We start from the raw sequence: 18,068 nt of genomic DNA on the forward strand, positions 1-18,068 counted from the left end.
GGCCGCCGGGGCCGGCCGAATCGCTGCCCGGCACCCCGCTCGCCGAATCCGGCCGGGACTTCGCACGCCGGGCCGGCCACCTCTGCACGGAACACACGGAGGCAGCACCGTGACCACCTTCGCGACCCCGCCCACCGAGGCGCTCGCCGCCTCCACCTTCGTCTCCAGCGATGTCGAGAACGCCGCCGAGACCTTCCTCGGCGCCGCGGTGGCCACCGCCCCCGCGGCCCGTGCGGTCCGTGACCGCCGGGGGGAGTGGAGCTACGCCGAACTCGACCGCGCGGCCCGGGGGTTCGAGCAGCGCCTCGGTGAGCTCGGGGTCCGCCCCGGCGACCGCGTGCTCACCCGGATCGGCAGCGTCCGGGAGTTCCTCGCGCTGCTGTACGGCACCTGGCGCCACGGCGCCACGCTGGTGCCCGTCAGCCCCGCGATGAAGGCGTACCACCTGGGCCCGGTACTCGCCGACTCCGAGCCGGCCCTGATCGTCGTGGACGCCGCGGAACGCACCGCGGCGGACGGCGTGACCTGGCCGGCGGGCACGCCCGTACTGGCCTTCGACGAGATCGACCTCACCCCGTCCGGGCCGGCGGACGGCCCGGCCCGCCCGGTGCCGGCCGACCGGCTGGCCCTGCTCATCTACACCTCGGGCAGCACCTCCGCCCCCAAGGCCGTGGCCTGCCCGCACGCACCGATCGCGTTCGCGGCCCGGGCCATCGCCGCCCGGCTCGGCTACCGCTCGCACGACGTGGTGCTCACCGCGGTGCCGCTCTCCTTCGACTACGGCCTCTACCAGGCGCTGCTCTGCGCGCTCGCCGGGGCCGAACTGCTGCTCTCCGACGCCGACGAGCACACCCGGCTGCTCGGCTACGCCCACGACCACGGTGCCACCGTGGTGCCGCTCGTCCCCTCGCTCGGCGAGCTGCTGGTCAGGCTGGCCACCCGGGACTCCCGGCCGACGAAGGTTCGCCTGTTCACCAACACGGGCGCCGCGCTCAACGCCCCGCTGATCGCCGCACTGCGCGAGAAGTTCCCCGGCGCGCGGGTGGCCGCGATGTTCGGCACCACCGAGTGCAAGCGCATCACCATCCTGGAACCGGACGGCGACATCGCCCGGCCCGGCTCGGTCGGCCCCGCGCTGCCGGGCACCCAGGTGCTGATCCTGGACGAGGAGGGCCGGCCGCTGCCGCCGCTGGAGACGGGCGAGATCGCCGTGCGCGGGCCGCACCTCATGGCCGGCTACTGGCGGGCGCCCGAGCCCACCGCGCTGCGGTACCGCACCGGTCCCGACGGCGTGAAGACCCTGCACACGGGCGACTACGGATGGCTCGACGGGGACGGGCACCTCTACTTCCAGGGCCGCAGGGACGACCTGTTCAAGCGGCGGGGACTGCGCATGAGCGCCATCGAGATCGAAGCCGCAGCCCTGGACGTCGACGGGGTCCGGGAGGCCTCGCTGCTCGTCCCGGAGAAGGACCGCGACATGGTCCTGTTCGTGGCCGGCACGACGACGGCGCAGGACACCCTCACCCGGCTCGCCGAACGCCTGGAGCCGGCCAAGGTGCCGGACATCTGCCACGTCGTCCCCGCGCTGCCGCTGACCCCCAACGGCAAGACCGACCGCAAGCGGCTCGTGGCCTATCTGAAGGAGACCGACGGTGGCATCTGAACAGCGGGACCCGCGGCCGGGCGGCGACGACGCGCGGGCCGAGCGGCTGCTGGAGGAGTACGGCAGTCCGCTGTACGTCTACGACGTGGGCCGGGTCCGGGAGGCCTACCGGGACCTGACCGCCGCCCTCCCCGAGAACTCCCGTCTCTACTACTCGCTCAAGGCCAACCCGCACCCCGGACTGGTCGCCGAGCTGACACGGGCCGGCGCCCGCGCGGAGATCACCTCCCGGGGCGAGCTCGCCGCGGCCCTCGAAGCGGGCTGCCCCGCCGACGAGTTGCTCTACTCGGGCCCCGGCAAGACGCCGGGTGAACTCGACGAGGCCGTCCGCCTCGGGGTGCGTTCCTACTCGACCGAGTCCTTCGGCGACCTCGAACGCGTCGGCGCGGCCGGAGTCGCGCACGGCGTGAACCTGGACTGCGTCCTGCGGATCAACGCGGCCGGGGCGCCGGGCGAGGCGGGGCTGCGGATGACCGGCAGCGCCTCGCAGTTCGGCTTCGACCTGGACGTCCTGACCGACGCCCCGCACCGGCTGAAGACCGAAGGGGTCCGGATCGTCGGGCTGCACTTCTTCCCGCTGACCAACGCCCGCGACGAGAAGGGGCTGTGCGCCGAGATCATCCAGTCCGCCCGCACCGCGGCCGAACTGCGCGACCTGCTCGGCATCGAGCTGCGCCTGGTGGACCTGGGCGGCGGTTTCGCCGCCCCCTACGCGGTGCCGGGTGACCGGCCCCGCTACCCCGGACTGCGGGCCGCGGTGAGCGAGGCGCTCGACGAGTTCCTGCCCGGCTGGCGCGAGGGCGCGCCGCAGGTCGCCTTCGAGTCCGGCCGCCACCTGGTCGGCGACAGCGGCACCCTGCTGACCACCGTCACCGACGTCAAGGACAGCCGCGGATCCCGCTTCGCGGTGCTCGACTCCGGCATCAACCATCTCGGCGGCCTCTCCGGCCTCGGCCGGCTGCTGCCGATGAAGGCCCGGCCGCTGCACACCGGCCAGGACGCGGCGACCGAACGGGTCACCCTGGCCGGTCCGCTGTGCACGCCGGCCGATCTGCTGGGCCGCGGGGTGGAGCTGGCCGGGGTGCGCTCCGGGGCCGTGCTGGCGTTCCCGAACGTCGGCGCGTACGGACTCTCCGCCAGCCTGCTCGGCTTCCTCGGGCACCGGGCCCCCGCCGAGGTCCTCGTCGACGGCGACGAGGTCGTCTCGGCCACCCGGCTGGCCCTGCACCGGCAGCAGATCCCGGCGGTCACCCGGCCGTCCCCCGCAACGACCGAGAACGGCAGCGAAGGAGCTGACATGAGTGAGCAGTGGGACGAGGCGTTCGAGGGTCTGCTGAAGGAGATCCTGCCCAGGCTGGCCGAGCGGGGCGAGGTCGGGCCCGACATCAGCCTGAAGGCGGTGGGACTCGACTCGCTGGCCATGGTCGAGGTGGTCATCAGCATCGAGAACACGTACGGCATCAGCATCCCCGACGAGGAGCTGGAGCCCGAGGTCTTCACCTCCCCCGCGACCCTGTGGGCCGTGGTCGACGGACTCCGGGAGCGCCAGGCCCTGGCCTGAACCTTACGGCGCAACCGTGGCTACAGGGCCCGGTGCCAGCATCGGCGCCACCGCAGCAGCACATGCAGACAGAGGATATTCAGGCTTCCAGGAGTGAATGTGCAGGACGACCGGGCGCAAGCCTTCTTGACGATACTGACCGAGCAACTCAGCGCCGTGCGGCCCGAGACGGCGGACCGGCCGGTCACCGAACACTCCCGTCTCACCGGAGACCTCGGCTTCGACTCGGTCGATCTCGCCGAACTCTTCGAACGCATCAGGGACGTGCTGGGCGAGGTCGACATAGCCGACTGGCTGGCGATGGCGACCCGGGCCGAAGGGGACACCGTCGGCAGTCTCACCCGCTACCTGAGTGCGACCGTGACGGGCGACGTCCACCGCCCGCTGGTGGCGGGGAGGCCGCGATGAGCGTTCTCACCCAGGCGGCCCCGGCCGCCGCGACAACGGACTACGTCGCCCTCGCGGCGGAGCTGGCGAAGGGGTTCGCGCAGCGGGCCGCGGAGCACGACCGGGACAGCAGCTTCCCGCTGGAGAACTTCACCGAACTCGTCGACTCCGGCTACACGGCGATGACCGTCCCCCGCGAGTTCGGCGGCGGGGGAGCGAGCCTGGAGGAGCTCTGCCGGGCCCAGGAGACCCTGGCCGCCGGCTGTGCCAACACCGCCTTCGCCGTCAACATGCACGTCCACGGCATCGCGATGATCGCGGGCATCGGGGGCCCGGGCGCCGAGCGCGCCTACCGGGCGATCGCCCACGAGGGCTCCGTCATCGCGGGCGGCTTCAGCGAGCCCGGCGTCGGCGGCAACTGGTGGCACCCCACCACCAAGGCCGAGCCGGTGGAGGGCGGATACCTCCTCAACGGCCGCAAGGGCTTCTTCACCGGTTTCCCGGCCGCGGACCTGCTGTTCCTCTCGGCCGCCAGGACCGACGACCGGGGCCTGCCCGAGCCGGTCGGCTTCCTCGTCCCCAAGCCGGAGCGCGGCGTCACCGTCACCTCCGAGTGGGACGCGGCCGGCATGCGCGCCACGGGCAGCCACTCGCTCCTGCTGGACGACCTGTTCGTCGAGGAGGACCGGATGGTCGGCGAGGCGGGAGCCCTGCCGCTGATGTTCATGCAGGGGGTCCACTGGGCGTGGTGCAGCTTCGCCTCCGTCTTCCTCGGGATCGCGCGCGGCGCACTCGACGGAGTCGTGGCCGAACAGCGCGGCCGCACCCTGCACGTCCTGGACCGGACGGTGGCCCACCTGCCCGGAGTGCAGTTCAGGGTGGCGGAGATGAAGACCCGGCTGGCGGCCGCCGAGGCGCATCTGTACCAGGCGGTCCGGGCCGACCACGACCGGCAGATCGCGGCGGACCCGCTCGGCCACTACATCGAGATGAGCGTGATGAAGAACAGCGTGTGCCGCCTCGCCCACGAGGTCGTCACGCTCGCCATGCAGGTGCAGGGCGGCTCCGCCCTGCTCTCCGGCCATCCCCTGCAGCGCGCCTACCGCGACGTGGTGGCGGGACTGCTCGTACCCCCGAACTCCGACGTCACGGCCGAGTGGGCGGGCAAGCACGCGCTCGGCGTGCCGGTGTTCGCCGAACCCCGATGGGAGGGCTGAGCGCCATGGCGACAGCCGTACACGACACGGAGCGCGCCGCCCGCTGGGCGCAGCTGCGCGGCACGGCGCAGGAGCTGGCCGACCGCTTCGCCCAGCGGGCCGAGGAGGGTTACGACAAGGGCGAGTTCATCGGCCGGAACATCCAGGACCTGATCGACTCGGGCCTCACCGCCGTGAACGTGCCCCGCGACATGGGCGGTTTCGAGGCCACGCTGGAGGAGAACACCCGGCTGCTGAGGATCATCGCCGGCGGCTGCGGGTCCACCGCCTTCACCCTCGCCATCCACGCCGTGCTCACCGGCTCGATGCGCAGCGACCTGAGCGTGGCCGTGCGCGAGCGGATGTTCGGCGCGGTACGCGACGGGGCGTTCATCGTCGGCCCGTTCACCGACGAGGGATCGGGCGGCAACTGGGTCATGCCCTCGACCGTGGCCCGGCGCACCCCCGACGGATTCGTCCTCGACGGGGTCAAGCACTTCGCGACCGGCTTCGACGCGGCCACCCACCTGGTGATCACCGCGGGCCTGGACGACGACCACCTGGAACCGCCCTTCAACCTCGCCGCGTTCTTCGTGGAGAAGCCGGAACAGGGCATCGAGGTGGTCTCGCGGTGGAGCGGATTCGCGCTCCCGATGACCGGCTCCCACTCGCTGAAGCTGGACTCCCTGCACGTCGACGCCGACGACTCGGTGTTCCCCGACGGGCTGACGCCCCTGTTCGTGATGGCCCGCCAGCAGTGGGGCCACTACTGCTTCGCGGCCGTCTTCCTGGGCCTCGCCGAGCAGGCCTACGAGCTCGCGGTGCGGCGCACCCGGGGACGCTCCACCACCGCGGTCACCGACCTCGCGCGGCTGCCGGGCATCCAGTTCGCGGTGGCCCGCATGCGGTCCTCGCTGGCCACCATGGACGCGCTCCTCACGGAGTACGCGACCCGCCACCTGGAGCCGGGCGACGACCTGCCCGCGTTCGTGGCCGACACCTGCGTGCCGAAGTACTACATCACCAACGAGGCCGAGCACGTGGTGGCGACCGCGTTCGAGGTGATCGGCGGATCGGGCATCCGGGAGGGCTCCCGCATCGGGCAGATCTGGCGGGACGTGAAGGCCGGCCCGCTGCTGCCCTTCACCAACGACATGGCCCGCGAGTTCATCGGCAAGGCCACCCTGGGCATCAGCCCGGTCGAGACACCGAGGTGGGTGTGATGTCCGCGACCACGGGCCGGACCCGGACGGCCGACGCGCGTCCGGTGCCGATCGACAACGAGTACTACGACGAGGTCGGCGACGACTGGTGGAACACCGAGGGCCCGCTGCGCGTCCTGCACGAGATGAACCCGGCGCGCACCGGCTACTTCGACACGATCCTGCGCAACCGGTTCGCCGGACGGACACCCGGACAGATCCGGGTCGTGGACCTCGGCTGCGGCGGCGGGCTGGTCTCCGAGGACCTCGCCTCCCGCGGCTACCCGGTGACCGGCATCGACCTGTCGGCCGGCACCGTGGAGGCGGCCCGGCGGCACGCGGCGGCCACCGGGGTCCAGGTGACGTACCGCGTCGGCTCGGCGTACGGCACCGAGCTGCCGGACGGCTGCGCCGAGGCCGTCGTCGCCTCCGACGTGCTGGAGCACTTCCAGGACCTGCCCGCCGCGCTGGCCGAGATCCAGCGGCTGCTGGTCCCCGGCGGTGTGCTGCTCTTCGACACGGTCAACCGGACGGTCCGCAGCTACCTGCTGCTGATCCTGGTGGCCGAGAAGCTGCTGCGCATCATCAAGCCCGGCACCCACAACTGGCGGATGTTCATCCGCCCCGCCGAGCTGAGCGGCCTGCTGGCGGACCGCGGGATGCGGCTCGCCGACACCCGCGGCCTCGGCCCGGCCCGCGCCCTGCCCGCGGTCCTGCCGGGACTGCTGCTGCACCGCCGGCTCGGCAGGTTCGCCGTCGGCGACGACCTGTCGGCCAGCTACATCGGATACGCAACCAAGCCCGGCCCGTCCGAACGCTGAACCGGGCGCCGGTACTCACACCTGTGAAGGACACCATGGTCTCCATACGCTCTGCCAGTGCGGTAGCCACCGAAGTCCGGGCCGAGCCGGACACCGTACGCGCGCTGCTCCTCGACATCGTCGGCTGCGGCGTGCTGATGCCCGGGGTCGAAACGCTCACCGCCGAAGGCGACGACGTCTACCACTACGTGCTGGCCACCATCTCCAACGGCGCCGTCAGCCACACCCCCGACCACCGGTCCAGGTTCGACACGACCGACCCGGGACGGATCCGCTGGGAGCCGGTCGGCAGCCACAACTTCCGCTCCTGGGGCGAGTTCCGCACCTCGGAAGGCAGTACCCCGGGCAGTACCTACCTGGAGATCGACACCCGCTCGGAGGCCGACGTGGACATCGCGCCCGTCGTGCTGCCGCTCGTCGAGCCGTTCGCCAGGCAGCAGAGCGACCAGGTGACCGAGGGATTCCTGGACGCGATCAAGGACCGGCTGGAGTCCCCGGCCGCGGTCCTGGAGAACGTGGGATGAACGCCGTCACCGAGGCCGCCGCCGGGTCCGGTGCGGCGGGCACCCGCGGGGCCGCGAGACTGCTCGCCCTGCGCACGACGGCACCGGAGAACGTGGTGCCGCAGCAGAGCGCCTTCGACGAGTACTACCGGGAGATGTTCCGGGACGTGCCGAAGGCCGAGGAGATCTTCCGGGGCTCGGGGGTGCGCAGCCGTCACATGGCGTGGGACCCGCGCACCGCCTACCTGGACGGCTTCCCGCCCATCAAGACCCGGATGCTGGCCTGGGAGGAGAACGTCCTGGCCATGAGCCGCCGCACCGTCGGCGGAGTCCTCGACGAGGCGGCCGGCGGTGCCGTGCGGGAGCGCGTCGGCTCGCTCGTGCTGGCCAGCTGCACCGGGTACGCCGGGCCCACCCCCGACATCCTGCTGGCCAAGGAGTTCGAGCTCCGCCAGGACCTGCGCCGCACCTTCATCGGGCACATGGGCTGCAACGCCGCGTTCAACGTGCTGAAGACCGCGCTCGACGCGGTGGCCGCCCGCCCCGACGAACTGGTGCTGGCGGGCTCCGCCGAGGTGTGCTCCGTCCATCTGCGCCCCGAGTACACGGCCGAACAGGCCGTCGTGAACGCCCTGTTCGGTGACGCGGGCGGGATGATGCTGCTCGGCGCCGACGACGGCGGACCGGGCCCCGTCGTCCTCGGCACGCACACCGAGACCCACCCCGAGACCATGCACGCCATGAGCTGGCACATCGAGGACTCGGCGTTCCGGATGACGCTCTCCCCGTATGTTCCGTTCTACCTGGCCGAGAGCATCGAACCGTTCGTCAAACGGCTGCTGGCCCCGCACGGCCTGGAAGCCTCCGACGTACGGCACTGGGGCGTCCACCCGGGCGGCCCGAAGATCATCGACTTCGTCGGCGAGAAGCTGGAGCTCGGCGCCGAGCAGCTCGCCCCCTCCCGGGCGGTGCTCGCGGAGAACGGCAACTGCTCGTCCGCCACGATCCTGCTCATCCTCGACCGCATCCTGCGCGAGGCCCGCCCCGCGCCGGGCGAGCACGGCGTGATCATGGCGTTCGGCCCCGGGCTGACCATGGAGTCTGCGCTCATCCGCTTCTGACCCCCTCCCGCCTCCCGTTCCGATCCCGACTCCGATGGGACATCACGCCATGACGAGCGCACTGAAACCCCGCTGGTCCACGCCGGATCTGCACGCCGCCATCAAGGACCACTACGACGGCCTGATCGAGCTGTACGAGGACCTGTGGGGCGAGCACATCCACCACGGCTACTGGGCCGACGGCGAGCCCGACCCGGGCCGGCACGCGGCCCAGGTGCGGCTGGTCGAGGAGCTGATCTCCTTCGCCCCGGTGCCGAAGGGGTCACGCGTCCTGGACGCCGGCTGCGGCATCGGCGCCTCCTCGGCCCACCTCGCGGCGAAGCTGGACTGCGAGGTGGACGGCATCACCATCAGCGAGGAGCAGATCGGGCGCGCCGAGACGAAGGCAGCCGAGGCGGGGGTGAGCGACCGCACCGCCTTCCGGCTGATGGACGCCATGCACACGGACTACCCCGACGGTTCCTTCGACGTGGTCTGGGCGCTGGAGAGCTGCGAGCTGATGCCCGACAAGCCGGCGTTCCTGGCGGAGTGCTTCCGGGTGCTCAAGCCGGGCGGCACGCTGCTGGTCGCCACCTGGTGCGCCCGCGACGACCGGCTCACCCCCGACGAGTCCCGGCTGCTGGACCGCATCTACCGGGACTTCGTCGTCTCGCACGTGCTGCCCCTGGACCAGTACCGCGACATCGCGGGCGAGCTGGGCTTCGAGGACGTCCGGACCGTCGACTGGTCGGACCGGGTGCAGGACACCTGGAAGCTCTCCACGGACATCGTGAAGCCCGTGGTCCGCGACCCCTCCATGATCTGGAAGCTCGTCCGGGCCAAGGGGATGGACATCTTCCGGTTCCTCAACTCCGTACCGCTGATGAAGCAGGCGTACGAGCGCGACGTGATGCGCTACGGCGTGCTCCGCGCCACCCGGCCGCTGTGACCGATGCCCCGCCCGACCCTTCCTGGAGAACGTGATGACCACAACCGCCGCCGAGGCGACGTCAGTCGAGTCACTGGTCGGTGATCTGCTCTCGCAGCAGTGGCTGATCGACCTGTTCACCGAGCTCACCGAACGACAGACCCGCTCCGTGGCCGCCACCGGGCGGCTGCGTGAGCTGGACGCGTCCACCCATGTCTTCTGGCCCTTCCACTCACCGCAGTTCCCGCTGGTGGTGACCGAGGCGCACGGCAGCCGGATCACCGACCTGGACGGCAACGACTACATCGACTGCCATCTCGGCTTCGGCGCCCAGGCCCTGCACGGGCACAGCCCCGAACCGGTCGTGGAGTTCGTGAAGGAGCAGCTCGGAGCCACCACCGGCAACGGCTACTGCCACCCGGTCGAGGCCCAGCTGGTCGATCTGCTGCACGAGTTCGTGCCGCACGTCGAGAAGTTCGCCTTCCTGAACTCCGGCACCGACGCGACCGCTGCCGCGATCCGGCTGGCCAGGGCGCACACGGGCCGCCGGATGGTGGCCAAGTTCGAGGGCTCGCTGCACGGCGTGCACGACCTCGGGATGCACAACACCGCCTTCTGGTACCACGGGCACCCCACGCAGCCCTTCCCCGGCGAGACGCCCGAGGGCGGGATCGAGCGCCAGTCGGCACTGACCGGGGTCCCGGTCGCCGATCCGCGCGACCTGCTGGTGCTGCCCAACGACCCGGTGCGCGCACTGGAGCTGATCGAGCGCCACAAGCACGAGCTCGCCTGTGTGCTGACCGAGGCGGCCTCCTCCTCCTTCCCGTTCGTCGAGCACACGGTGCCGCTGCTCAAGGCCGTGTCCGAGGCGTGCCGCCGGGCGCGCGTCCCGTTCGTCCTCGACGAGGTGCTGACCGGATTCCGCTACGGACCGGGCGGCGCCGCCGCGCACTTCGGCATCGAGGCCGACCTGTACTGCTACGGCAAGGTCATCAGCGGCCTCGGCATCCCGCTCTCCGCCGTCGGCGGCCGGGCCGCCCTGCTCGACCACACCCAGACCTCGGGGCTGCCGCTCACCGACATCGGGCGCAAGACCTGCGTCCAGACCACCCACGCCGGCAACCACCTGGCGCTCTCCGCCTCGTACGCGAGCCTGCGACTGCTGCACGAGCAGCGCGACACCTACTACACCGAGACCCGCGCCAAGGTCGCCATGGTCCAGCAGCGGCTGGCGGACTTCCGGTCCCGGACCGCCATCCCGCTGCGGCTGGTCGGCTTCGGCGACTTCATCGGCTCGTTCGGCTTCCTGGAGAAGGAGAGCTACGACGACTACCGCTCGTTCGCCGGCTCGGTCAACCCGATCGCGTTCTTCCTGCTGACCCTCATGCTGCGCAAGCGCGGTTTCTACACCCTCAGCCTTCCGATGCTGTTCACCGGAGGCGCGCACAGCACCGAGGACCTGGAGGCGCTCGTCACGGCCGTCACCGACTCGGCGCTCGAACTGGACAAGCACGGCTTCCCGTTCATCCTCCCCGGGGCCGGACAGCAGTGAGCGGGGGGCCGGACGAGCGGGCGGACGCGGTCGTCGTCGGCGCCGGGCTCACCGGCCTCGCCGCCGCGGTGGCGCTGGCCGCCACCGCCGGCCCCGGCCGCCGTGTGGTGCTGCTCGAAGCGGGCGGTGAGGCGGGCGGCCGGGCCCGCACCACCGAGCACGACGGCTACCGGCTCGGCCTCGGCCCGCGCGCCCTGTACCGGGGCACGCAGCGACAGCTCCAGGCCCTGGGCGTCCGCGTCCCGGGCCGTGCACCCGACCTCGCCGGCGCCCTGGCGCTGCGCGACGGGCAGCTGCATCCCGGATACGCCGCGGCCGGACCGCTGCTGCGCACCGGGCTCCTCTCGGTACGCGAACGGGTCGCCGTCGCCCGGCTGCTGGCCCTGTCCGGCCGCCGCTCCGGAACGGACGGGAGCGACGCCGCGCAGTGGCTGGCCGGCCGGCTCCCCACCGAGCGCGCCCGCCAGGCGGCCTTCGCGGTGCTGCGCATCAGCTCCTACGTGGGCCGCCCCGACATGATCGGGGCCAACGCCCTGGCCTCGCACTTCGCCGAGGCGCGGCGCGGTGTGCGGTACGTGGACGGCGGCTGGCGCACGGTGGTCGACGCCCTCCTGGCGCGGGCCGCGGCGCTGGGCGTGCACGTGCGCACCGGCGTCAGGGCCGAGTCGGTGCGGGGCGGGCCGGACGCCCACGTCACCACGGCCGGCGGCCCGGGCATCCGGGCCCGGTCGGTGATCGTCGCCGGGCTGTCCCCGGGAGCCGCCGGACGGCTGCTCCAGCAGCCCGGCCTCGCGGGCACGGCGGGCCGCCCGCTGCACACGGCCTGCCTGGACGTGGCGCTGAGCCGGCTGCCCGAACCGTCCCGGTCCCTCGTCTTCGGCGTCGACGAGCCGTTGTACCTCTCCGTCTTCTCCGGCACCGCCCGGCTCGCACCCGACGGGGGTGCCGTGCTGCACCTGGCGCGGTACGACGACGGGACGGAGCCCGGCGCCCGCGAGGTGCGGAAGCGGCTGTACGCCCTGCTGGACACCTGCCAGCCCGGCTGGCGCGACGTCCTGGTGCACGAGAGGTTCCTCCCCAGGATCACCACCATGACCGCCCTGCCGGAGTCACGGCTCGGCGGTCTGGCCGGCCGGCCGGGGCCCGCCGTGGCCGGTGAGCCGGGTGTCTTCCTGGCCGGCGACTGGGTGGGCCCGCACGGGCTGCTCGCGGACGCCGGTGTGCTGAGCGGGGTACGGGCCGCGCGGGAGGCGGCCGCCCGGCTGTGAGTCCGCTCCGATCCGACCGAGACCCTTCCGGAGTCGTCATGCGCCCGATCCGAATCGCCGCCATCGGCGGCTCGTTGCGTTCCACCTCGGTCTCCGCGGCCGTGCTGCGGGACTGTGCCGCACGGGCCCGGCTGGCCGGCGCCCGCGTCACCCTGCTGTCCGGCCCCGACCTCGTGATGCCGCTGTACGACCCGGACGCGGTGACCCGGTCCGGACCGGCGCTGCGGCTGCTGGAGGTGCTGCGGAACGCCGACGGCGTACTGCTGGCCAGCCCCACCTACCACGGGGGGATGTCGGGTCTCCTCAAGAACGCCCTCGACCACACCGAGGACCTGGCGGGGGACACCCCGGGCTATCTGGACGGGCGGGCGGTGGGATGCCTCACGGTCGCCTGGAACGACGTGGCCGGGGCGTCCGCGCTGGCCGGACTGCGGGCCAGTGCCCAGTCGCTGCGCGGCTGGACCGTCCCGATGGGCGTGGTCGTGCCGGCCGGCACGGAGTTCACCGAGACCGGCTGCGCCGACCCCCGGACCGCCCGGCGCCTGGACATCCTCACCGGCCAGGTACTGGACTTCGCCCGGATGCGGCAGGGCCGTGAGGCCGTGGTGCAGGGACGGGAGCCGGCCGGCGCGTCGCTGTAGCACGGGGAAATGGAAGGGGCCGGGCATCCCCCAGGATGCCCGGCCCCTTCCACTGCGCCCCGCGCGCTCGGGCGTCCCGCTCAGTCGCAGTTCTCGTTGACGCTGACCAGCGGCAGGCTGCGACGGTCGGTGGCGCGCGCGGCGGCCAGCAGTTCGCGCCCCTTGTCCGTCATCAGTTCGGGACGCCAGATCGTGCCGCCGTCGAGCTCCACCTTCACCCCGGTGATGCCCGGCACGACGCCCACCTTCTGCTCGACCGACTGCATGATCGTCGGCACGGCCATGCAGAACGGGGCCGTGAGGCTGATCCGTACCGTGGCGTGGCCGTCGTCGCCCACCGCCACGTCCCGCACCAGGCCGAGATCGACCAGGCTCATGGGGCGCTGCCAGGACTGGCTGCAGGGGTCGTACACCTCGCAGAGCGCCGCGTGCACCCGTTCACCGACGGGCGGTTGCGGGCTCATGCCGCGGCCTCGGACTCGGGGGTCCACAGCTGGGGCTGCGTCTCCCGCCAGTAGGACCACATCGGGCGCGTGCCGTGCTCCGCGCGGTAGGCCGCGAACTCGTCGTCGCGGATCCGCTCGGCCGCCGCCGGCAGGTCGATCCCCGCGATGCGGGCGTAGTTGCCGGCCAGGAACGCCGCGCGCTGCTCCTGGGTGATCTGCTCCAGGCCGTACCGCTCCAGGATCCGGTCGGAGAAGGTGAGCCGCGCCATCTTCTCCAGCACCGGCTGCGGGTGGAAGTGCAGGGCCCCGGAGGCGTAGATGATCTTCTCCGCGCCGCCGAGCGAGATGAGCTGGGCCAGCGCCTCCTCCACGTATCCCATGCCGTGCGCCAGGATCGCCGAGGTGATCTCCAGGTTGGCGTAGACGTTGGGCAGCCGCATGAGAGCCATCGCCACCTCCTCCACGAAGGGGGGAAGTCCCGCGTGCACGATCTCGAAGGAGAGATCGATGTGGCGGATGGCGACGTTCTCGAGGTCGTCGATTCCGAAAGGCCCCAGCGGGACAAGCCCATTGGGGACGATCTTGTGAACGGCGATGATCTTTATGCCCAGTTCCTTGGCGAGTTCGAAGAACGGGGTGAACTCCGGATCGTCGAGCCGCCAGCTGTGGTCGGGTGAACCGGCATTGGGATAGACCTTGATGCCGATGGTGCCCGGCAGGAGTTCCACCTGCTCGCGCAGATCGCGCATACAGGCGTCGACGCCGAGCAGCGGATTGATACCCGCGTACGGGACGATCCGCTGGGGCCACTTCTCGGCCAGGACCCGGTTCTTCTCGCCATTGCACAGACCGTCCTCGAAGACGCTGTCGATGCGCAGCCGGTGGTTGACGGCCATGTCCACATCGGACTCGGAGAACAGGGTCCAGGCCAGCAACTCCGGTGGCCAGTCGGTGCAGAACGCCTCGCGCGGTATCGACGAACCCTTCGTCGCGAAGCGCTCGTGCATGCCCCAGAGCATCTCCCGCAGCGCGAATGCGTGCAGGTTCGGGAATTCGCCGTCTTTCCTGAGATTGCTGTCCGCGACATTGTAGGGATGGACGGTGGCATCAATGACGAACATATTGTCGATCAACTGGATCTCCCGTCACAGCGGTTGCCGGCCGCTACGGTTCGGGATGCGGCCGGGGCGAGTGTCCGGCAGCGGACTTCAGCGGGGCTAAAGCGCGCGCGTCCAGACTCGGTGCAACGACGGAAGGTGAGGATCCATGTTCTCTGCCCTGGGCTCAGCGCTGCATACCAGGCGGCGTGCCAGCCTCTTACTGGCCGTGCTCGCCACTGTGCTGGCCGCACTCTTCGGCGGCACGGTGCAGAGCAAACTGACCAATGGGCTCTCCGACTACGACGACCCGGGCGGCGCCAACGTCGCGGCCCGGCACGTCATCGAGAAGGCCACCGGCATCGACGCCCAGCAGGGGTACGCCCTGCTCGTCCGCACCGACGCGCCCCTCGACGCGAAGACCCCGAAGCTGGCCCGGGTGGCGGCCGCGGCCGCGCTGCTGGACGCACGGCCCGAGGTCGAGCAGGTCCTCGACTACGCCTCCGCGTCCAACCCGTCCCTGATCTCGGACGACTCCCGCAGCACCCTCGTCATCGGCTCGGTCGGCCCGATGAAGGAGTCGGCCACCATCGACGCCGAGAAGGCCCTCCAGAAGGCCATCGAGGACGACCCGGCACTCCGGGGCAACGTCTGGCTCGGCGGTCCGACCCCCGGACACGTCCAGGTCGCCGACGTGTCCAACACCGACCTCGCCAAGGCCGAGACGCTGGCCCTGCCGTTCATCCTCATCCTGCTGTTCCTGGTGTTCCGCGGAGTGGTCGCCGCACTGGTGCCGCTCGTCGGCGCGATCGTCTCCCTGCTGCTCACCCTGGCCGGGCTGCGGCTCGCCACCCTGTTCACCAGCGTCTCGACGGGAGCGCTCAACCTCGCCTTCGCGCTGGGACTCGGTCTCTCGGTCGACTTCGGGCTGCTGATGGTGTCCCGCTACCGCGAGGAGATCGCGGTGCACGGCGCGGGCAGCGAGGCGGTCCGGCGCACGGTGGCGACCGCCGGGCGCACCGTCCTGTTCAGCGCGCTGACCGTGGCCGCCGCACTGGCCGCCCTCATCGCCTTCCCGCACCCGTATCTGCGCTCCATGGGCCTCGCGGGCGTCATCACCGTCGTGTCGGCCGCCCTGTTCGCCCTGCTGGGGCTGCCCGCGCTGCTCGCGGTCCTCGGCCGGCGGGTCAACTCCCTCGCGCCGCGCCGCTGGCAGCGCGACATCTCGGCGGGCGAGGCGGCGGGCAACCGCTGGCACAAGCTGGCCTCGGCCGTCATGCACCGGCCCGCGGTCGTCGCGGTGGCCGCCACGGCGGTGCTGCTGCTGGTCGCGTCGCCGGTGCTCGGCATCAAGTTCACCGGCGCGGACGCCTCCACGCTGCCCGCCGACACCAGCGCCGGCAAGGTGGCCCAGAGCCTGGAGAAGGACTTCGCGAAGCCGCCCGCCTCGCCGCTCCAGATCGTCCTCGACACGAACGGCGACGGGGCCGCGCTCGCCTCGTACGCCCGGCAGATCGGCTCGGTCCCGGGCGTCGAGTCGGTCGGCGCCCCGTTCCGTCTCGACGACGGGCACTGGGAGATCGACGCCGTGCTCGGCGGCGCGCCGCTGAGCACCGGGGCCAAGGAGGCCGCCGCGGCGGTCCAGGACGTCCAGGCGCCGCACCCGTCCCGCTACACCGGACTGACCGCGGACTTCCTGGCCCAGAAGGAGAGCATCGGCGACAAACTGCCGCTCGCGGCGGGCATCCTCACCGTCGTCACGCTGCTGCTGCTCTTCGCGTTCTGCGGATCGCTGATCCTGCCCTTCAAGGCGCTCGTGATGAACCTGCTGTCCACGGGAGCCGCCATGGGCTTCCTGGTCTGGGTCTTCCAGGACGGCCACTTCGGCTTCGCCGCCCAGAACGGCATCGAGGTCACCACACCCGTGCTGGTCTTCGCGCTCGCCTTCGGCCTGTCCACGGACTACAACGTCTTCCTGCTCGGCCGGATCAAGGAGGGCAGGTCGGCCGGTCTCGACGACCGGGCGGCGGTGGCCGAGGGGCTCGCCAGGACCGGTCCCGTCGTCACGTCGGCTGCGGCCCTGTTCTGCCTCGCGGTCGGCGCCCTCGCGCTCTCCCGGCTGGTCTTCATCAAGGAGCTCGGCCTCGGCACCGCGTTCGCCGTGCTGGTCGACGCGACCGTGGTGCGGGCCCTGCTCGTGCCCTCGCTGATGGCCCTGCTCGGCAGCGCCAACTGGTGGGCCCCGGCCCCCCTGCGGCGACTGCACCGGGCCCTGCGCCTGGACCGGATGGAACCGCCGGACGCCGGACCGTCCGCGCAGGAGCCGGCCCCCGCGCAGAAGAAGGCGGAGCAGCCCGCGGCGAGCGCTTCCTGACCGCCTCCTGACCGCCGCCTCACCGGCGGAGGCGCGGCCCGGGACCCGGGTGACAGGGGTCCCGGGCGGCGCCGTGTCCGGGAACCGGTGCCGGCCCCGCTCTTTAGCCGGGCCAAAGGCGTTGTGCCGATGATCCTGGCAACGTCCGTGTCGAAAGGAGCTGTCCCATGCGCTGGGAGAACGTCTATGTGGCGGGAACGGGAGTGTGGCTGGCCGAGCCCGAGCAGGCTCGCACCGCCGTGGAGGACGGCCGGTACGACGCGGAACAGGCCGAGCAGGACGACCTGATCTCGGTCTGTGTGGCCGACGAGAGCACCGCGCCGCCCGACATGGCGGTCCAGGCCACCACCACCGCCGTCAAGCGGTCCGGTCTGGACGCCGCGGACGTGGGGCTGCTGATCCACTCCGGCATCTGGTTCCAGGGCGTGGAGATGTGGCCGGCCGCGTCGTACGTCGCCGGCCACGCGCTGGGCCGGGACGCGACCGCGTTCGGCTTCCAGCAGGAGTGCAACGCGGCCCTGGGGGCGCTGGAGCTGGCCGCCCGCCAGGTGGACGCGCAGCCGGAGAAGGCGGCCGTGGTCACCACCGCCGACCGGTTCGGCGCACCGCTGATCAAGCGCTGGAGCAGCGAGCCCGGCTTCGTCTACGGCGACGGGGCGACCGCGCTCGTGCTGTCCGGCCGGGGCGGTGTCGCCCGGCTGCTGTCCACCGCCAGTGGCTCGGACAACGCCATGGAGGCCGTGGTGCGCGGCGCCGAGCTGAAGGCCGTTCCGACCGGTGAACCTCTCGACCTGCTCGGCCGGGTGGGTCACTACATGCGTACCAACGCCGGCGGTTTCCGCGCGGCGACGCAGCGGGTCGGTGCCGTGGTGAAGGAGGTGGTGGACCACGCCCTGGCCGACGCGGGCATCGGGCGGGACGACGTCGCGCGGGTGGTGGTGCTGGCGAGCGGCCGCAGCCGGATGCAGTGGCAGGTGCCGCAGCTGCTGGGGCTGCCGTTCGAGAAGTCCACCTGGGACTTCGCCCGCCGGGTCGGCCACCTCGGCGCGGGCGACCAGATCGCCGCCCTCAACCACCTGCTGGAGCACCGTCAGTTGGCGGTCGGCGACCGGGTGCTGATGGTCGGCGGGGGATCGGGCTTCAGCTGCACCTGCGCGGTGCTCGAGATCACCGAGCAGCCGGACTGGGCGCCGGTCGGCCTCGGGGAGGCCGTGCCCGCCTGACGGGCGCGCGGCATCCGAGTCACCGGCAAGTCCCGTCCCCACCCTGCATACTGACGGTCTGTAGTGCGACCGCTACGCCGAATGACACGGAAAGAGAGACGAC

16 protein-coding genes are annotated in these 18,068 nt (G+C 72.1%); 14 read left to right on the plus strand and 2 right to left on the minus strand.

The window, feature by feature from the left end; all coding sequences use genetic code 11:
• Window positions 1–109 precede the first annotated feature (109 nt).
• From OG408_RS21945 to OG408_RS22000, 12 genes are all read left to right on the plus strand, one after another.
• Window positions 110–1,666: a class I adenylate-forming enzyme family protein gene (locus OG408_RS21945; protein ID WP_442806054.1), complete on the plus strand. Its 1,557-nt coding sequence runs from the start codon at window positions 110–112 to the stop codon at window positions 1,664–1,666.
• A complete protein-coding gene (locus OG408_RS21950; RefSeq protein ID WP_326671508.1) occupies window positions 1,656–3,227 on the plus strand; it encodes a phosphopantetheine-binding protein in 1,572 nt (523 codons plus the stop codon). Before OG408_RS21945 ends, OG408_RS21950 begins: the two co-directional genes overlap by 11 nt.
• A 126-nt stretch (window positions 3,228–3,353) precedes the next feature.
• Complete coding sequence (locus tag OG408_RS21955; RefSeq protein WP_266781056.1) at window positions 3,354–3,635, plus strand: acyl carrier protein; 282 nt, start codon at window positions 3,354–3,356, stop codon at window positions 3,633–3,635.
• Complete coding sequence (locus OG408_RS21960) at window positions 3,632–4,831, plus strand: acyl-CoA dehydrogenase family protein (protein WP_285570900.1); 1,200 nt, start codon at window positions 3,632–3,634, stop codon at window positions 4,829–4,831. Before OG408_RS21955 ends, OG408_RS21960 begins: the two co-directional genes overlap by 4 nt.
• A gap of 5 nt (window positions 4,832–4,836) precedes the next feature.
• On the plus strand, window positions 4,837–6,033 hold the full coding sequence (locus tag OG408_RS21965) for an acyl-CoA dehydrogenase family protein (RefSeq protein ID WP_266781060.1): 1,197 nt from the start codon (window positions 4,837–4,839) through the stop codon (window positions 6,031–6,033).
• Window positions 6,033–6,833 carry a bifunctional 2-polyprenyl-6-hydroxyphenol methylase/3-demethylubiquinol 3-O-methyltransferase UbiG gene (ubiG, locus tag OG408_RS21970; RefSeq protein ID WP_266781062.1) on the plus strand — a complete coding sequence of 267 codons (801 nt, stop codon included), beginning with the start codon at window positions 6,033–6,035 and terminating at the stop codon, window positions 6,831–6,833. Before OG408_RS21965 ends, ubiG begins: the two co-directional genes overlap by 1 nt.
• A gap of 35 nt (window positions 6,834–6,868) precedes the next feature.
• Window positions 6,869–7,357 carry a hypothetical protein gene (locus OG408_RS21975; RefSeq protein WP_266781064.1) on the plus strand — a complete coding sequence of 163 codons (489 nt, stop codon included), beginning with the start codon at window positions 6,869–6,871 and terminating at the stop codon, window positions 7,355–7,357.
• Window positions 7,354–8,457, plus strand: a complete 1,104-nt coding sequence (locus OG408_RS21980) for a type III polyketide synthase (protein WP_266781066.1) — start codon at window positions 7,354–7,356, stop codon at window positions 8,455–8,457. The genes OG408_RS21975 and OG408_RS21980 overlap by 4 nt, the downstream gene beginning before the upstream one ends.
• A 49-nt stretch (window positions 8,458–8,506) precedes the next feature.
• On the plus strand, window positions 8,507–9,385 hold the full coding sequence (locus tag OG408_RS21985) for a methyltransferase domain-containing protein (protein WP_266781068.1): 879 nt from the start codon (window positions 8,507–8,509) through the stop codon (window positions 9,383–9,385).
• A gap of 34 nt (window positions 9,386–9,419) precedes the next feature.
• Window positions 9,420–10,916, plus strand: a complete 1,497-nt coding sequence (locus OG408_RS21990; RefSeq protein ID WP_266781070.1) for an aminotransferase class III-fold pyridoxal phosphate-dependent enzyme — start codon at window positions 9,420–9,422, stop codon at window positions 10,914–10,916.
• Complete coding sequence (locus OG408_RS21995) at window positions 10,913–12,184, plus strand: phytoene desaturase family protein (RefSeq protein ID WP_266781072.1); 1,272 nt, start codon at window positions 10,913–10,915, stop codon at window positions 12,182–12,184. The genes OG408_RS21990 and OG408_RS21995 overlap by 4 nt, the downstream gene beginning before the upstream one ends.
• A 38-nt stretch (window positions 12,185–12,222) precedes the next feature.
• On the plus strand, window positions 12,223–12,825 hold the full coding sequence (locus OG408_RS22000; RefSeq protein ID WP_266781074.1) for an NADPH-dependent FMN reductase: 603 nt from the start codon (window positions 12,223–12,225) through the stop codon (window positions 12,823–12,825).
• An 80-nt stretch (window positions 12,826–12,905) separates the two neighbouring features.
• Here the strand turns inward: OG408_RS22000 and OG408_RS22005 are convergent, their stop codons facing one another.
• Together OG408_RS22005 and OG408_RS22010 are read right to left on the minus strand one after the other, a co-directional pair.
• Window positions 12,906–13,289, minus strand: coding sequence for a metal-sulfur cluster assembly factor (locus OG408_RS22005; RefSeq protein WP_266781076.1), 384 nt, complete (start codon window positions 13,287–13,289; stop codon window positions 12,906–12,908).
• Complete coding sequence (locus OG408_RS22010; RefSeq protein WP_266781078.1) at window positions 13,286–14,404, minus strand: amidohydrolase family protein; 1,119 nt, start codon at window positions 14,402–14,404, stop codon at window positions 13,286–13,288. The genes OG408_RS22005 and OG408_RS22010 overlap by 4 nt, the downstream gene beginning before the upstream one ends.
• A 193-nt stretch (window positions 14,405–14,597) precedes the next feature.
• Here OG408_RS22010 and OG408_RS22015 point away from each other — a divergent pair, with 193 nt between their 5' ends.
• Window positions 14,598–16,742 carry an MMPL family transporter gene (locus tag OG408_RS22015; protein WP_326671516.1) on the plus strand — a complete coding sequence of 715 codons (2,145 nt, stop codon included), beginning with the start codon at window positions 14,598–14,600 and terminating at the stop codon, window positions 16,740–16,742.
• A 167-nt stretch (window positions 16,743–16,909) separates the two neighbouring features.
• Window positions 16,910–17,965 (plus strand): ketoacyl-ACP synthase III family protein, encoded by a 1,056-nt coding sequence (locus OG408_RS22020; protein ID WP_266781083.1) that lies wholly within the window; start codon window positions 16,910–16,912, stop codon window positions 17,963–17,965.
• The last annotated feature ends 103 nt before the right edge of the window (window positions 17,966–18,068 follow it).

The organism is Streptomyces sp. NBC_01257 (assembly GCF_035917255.1).
Lineage (GTDB): Bacteria > Actinomycetota > Actinomycetes > Streptomycetales > Streptomycetaceae > Streptomyces.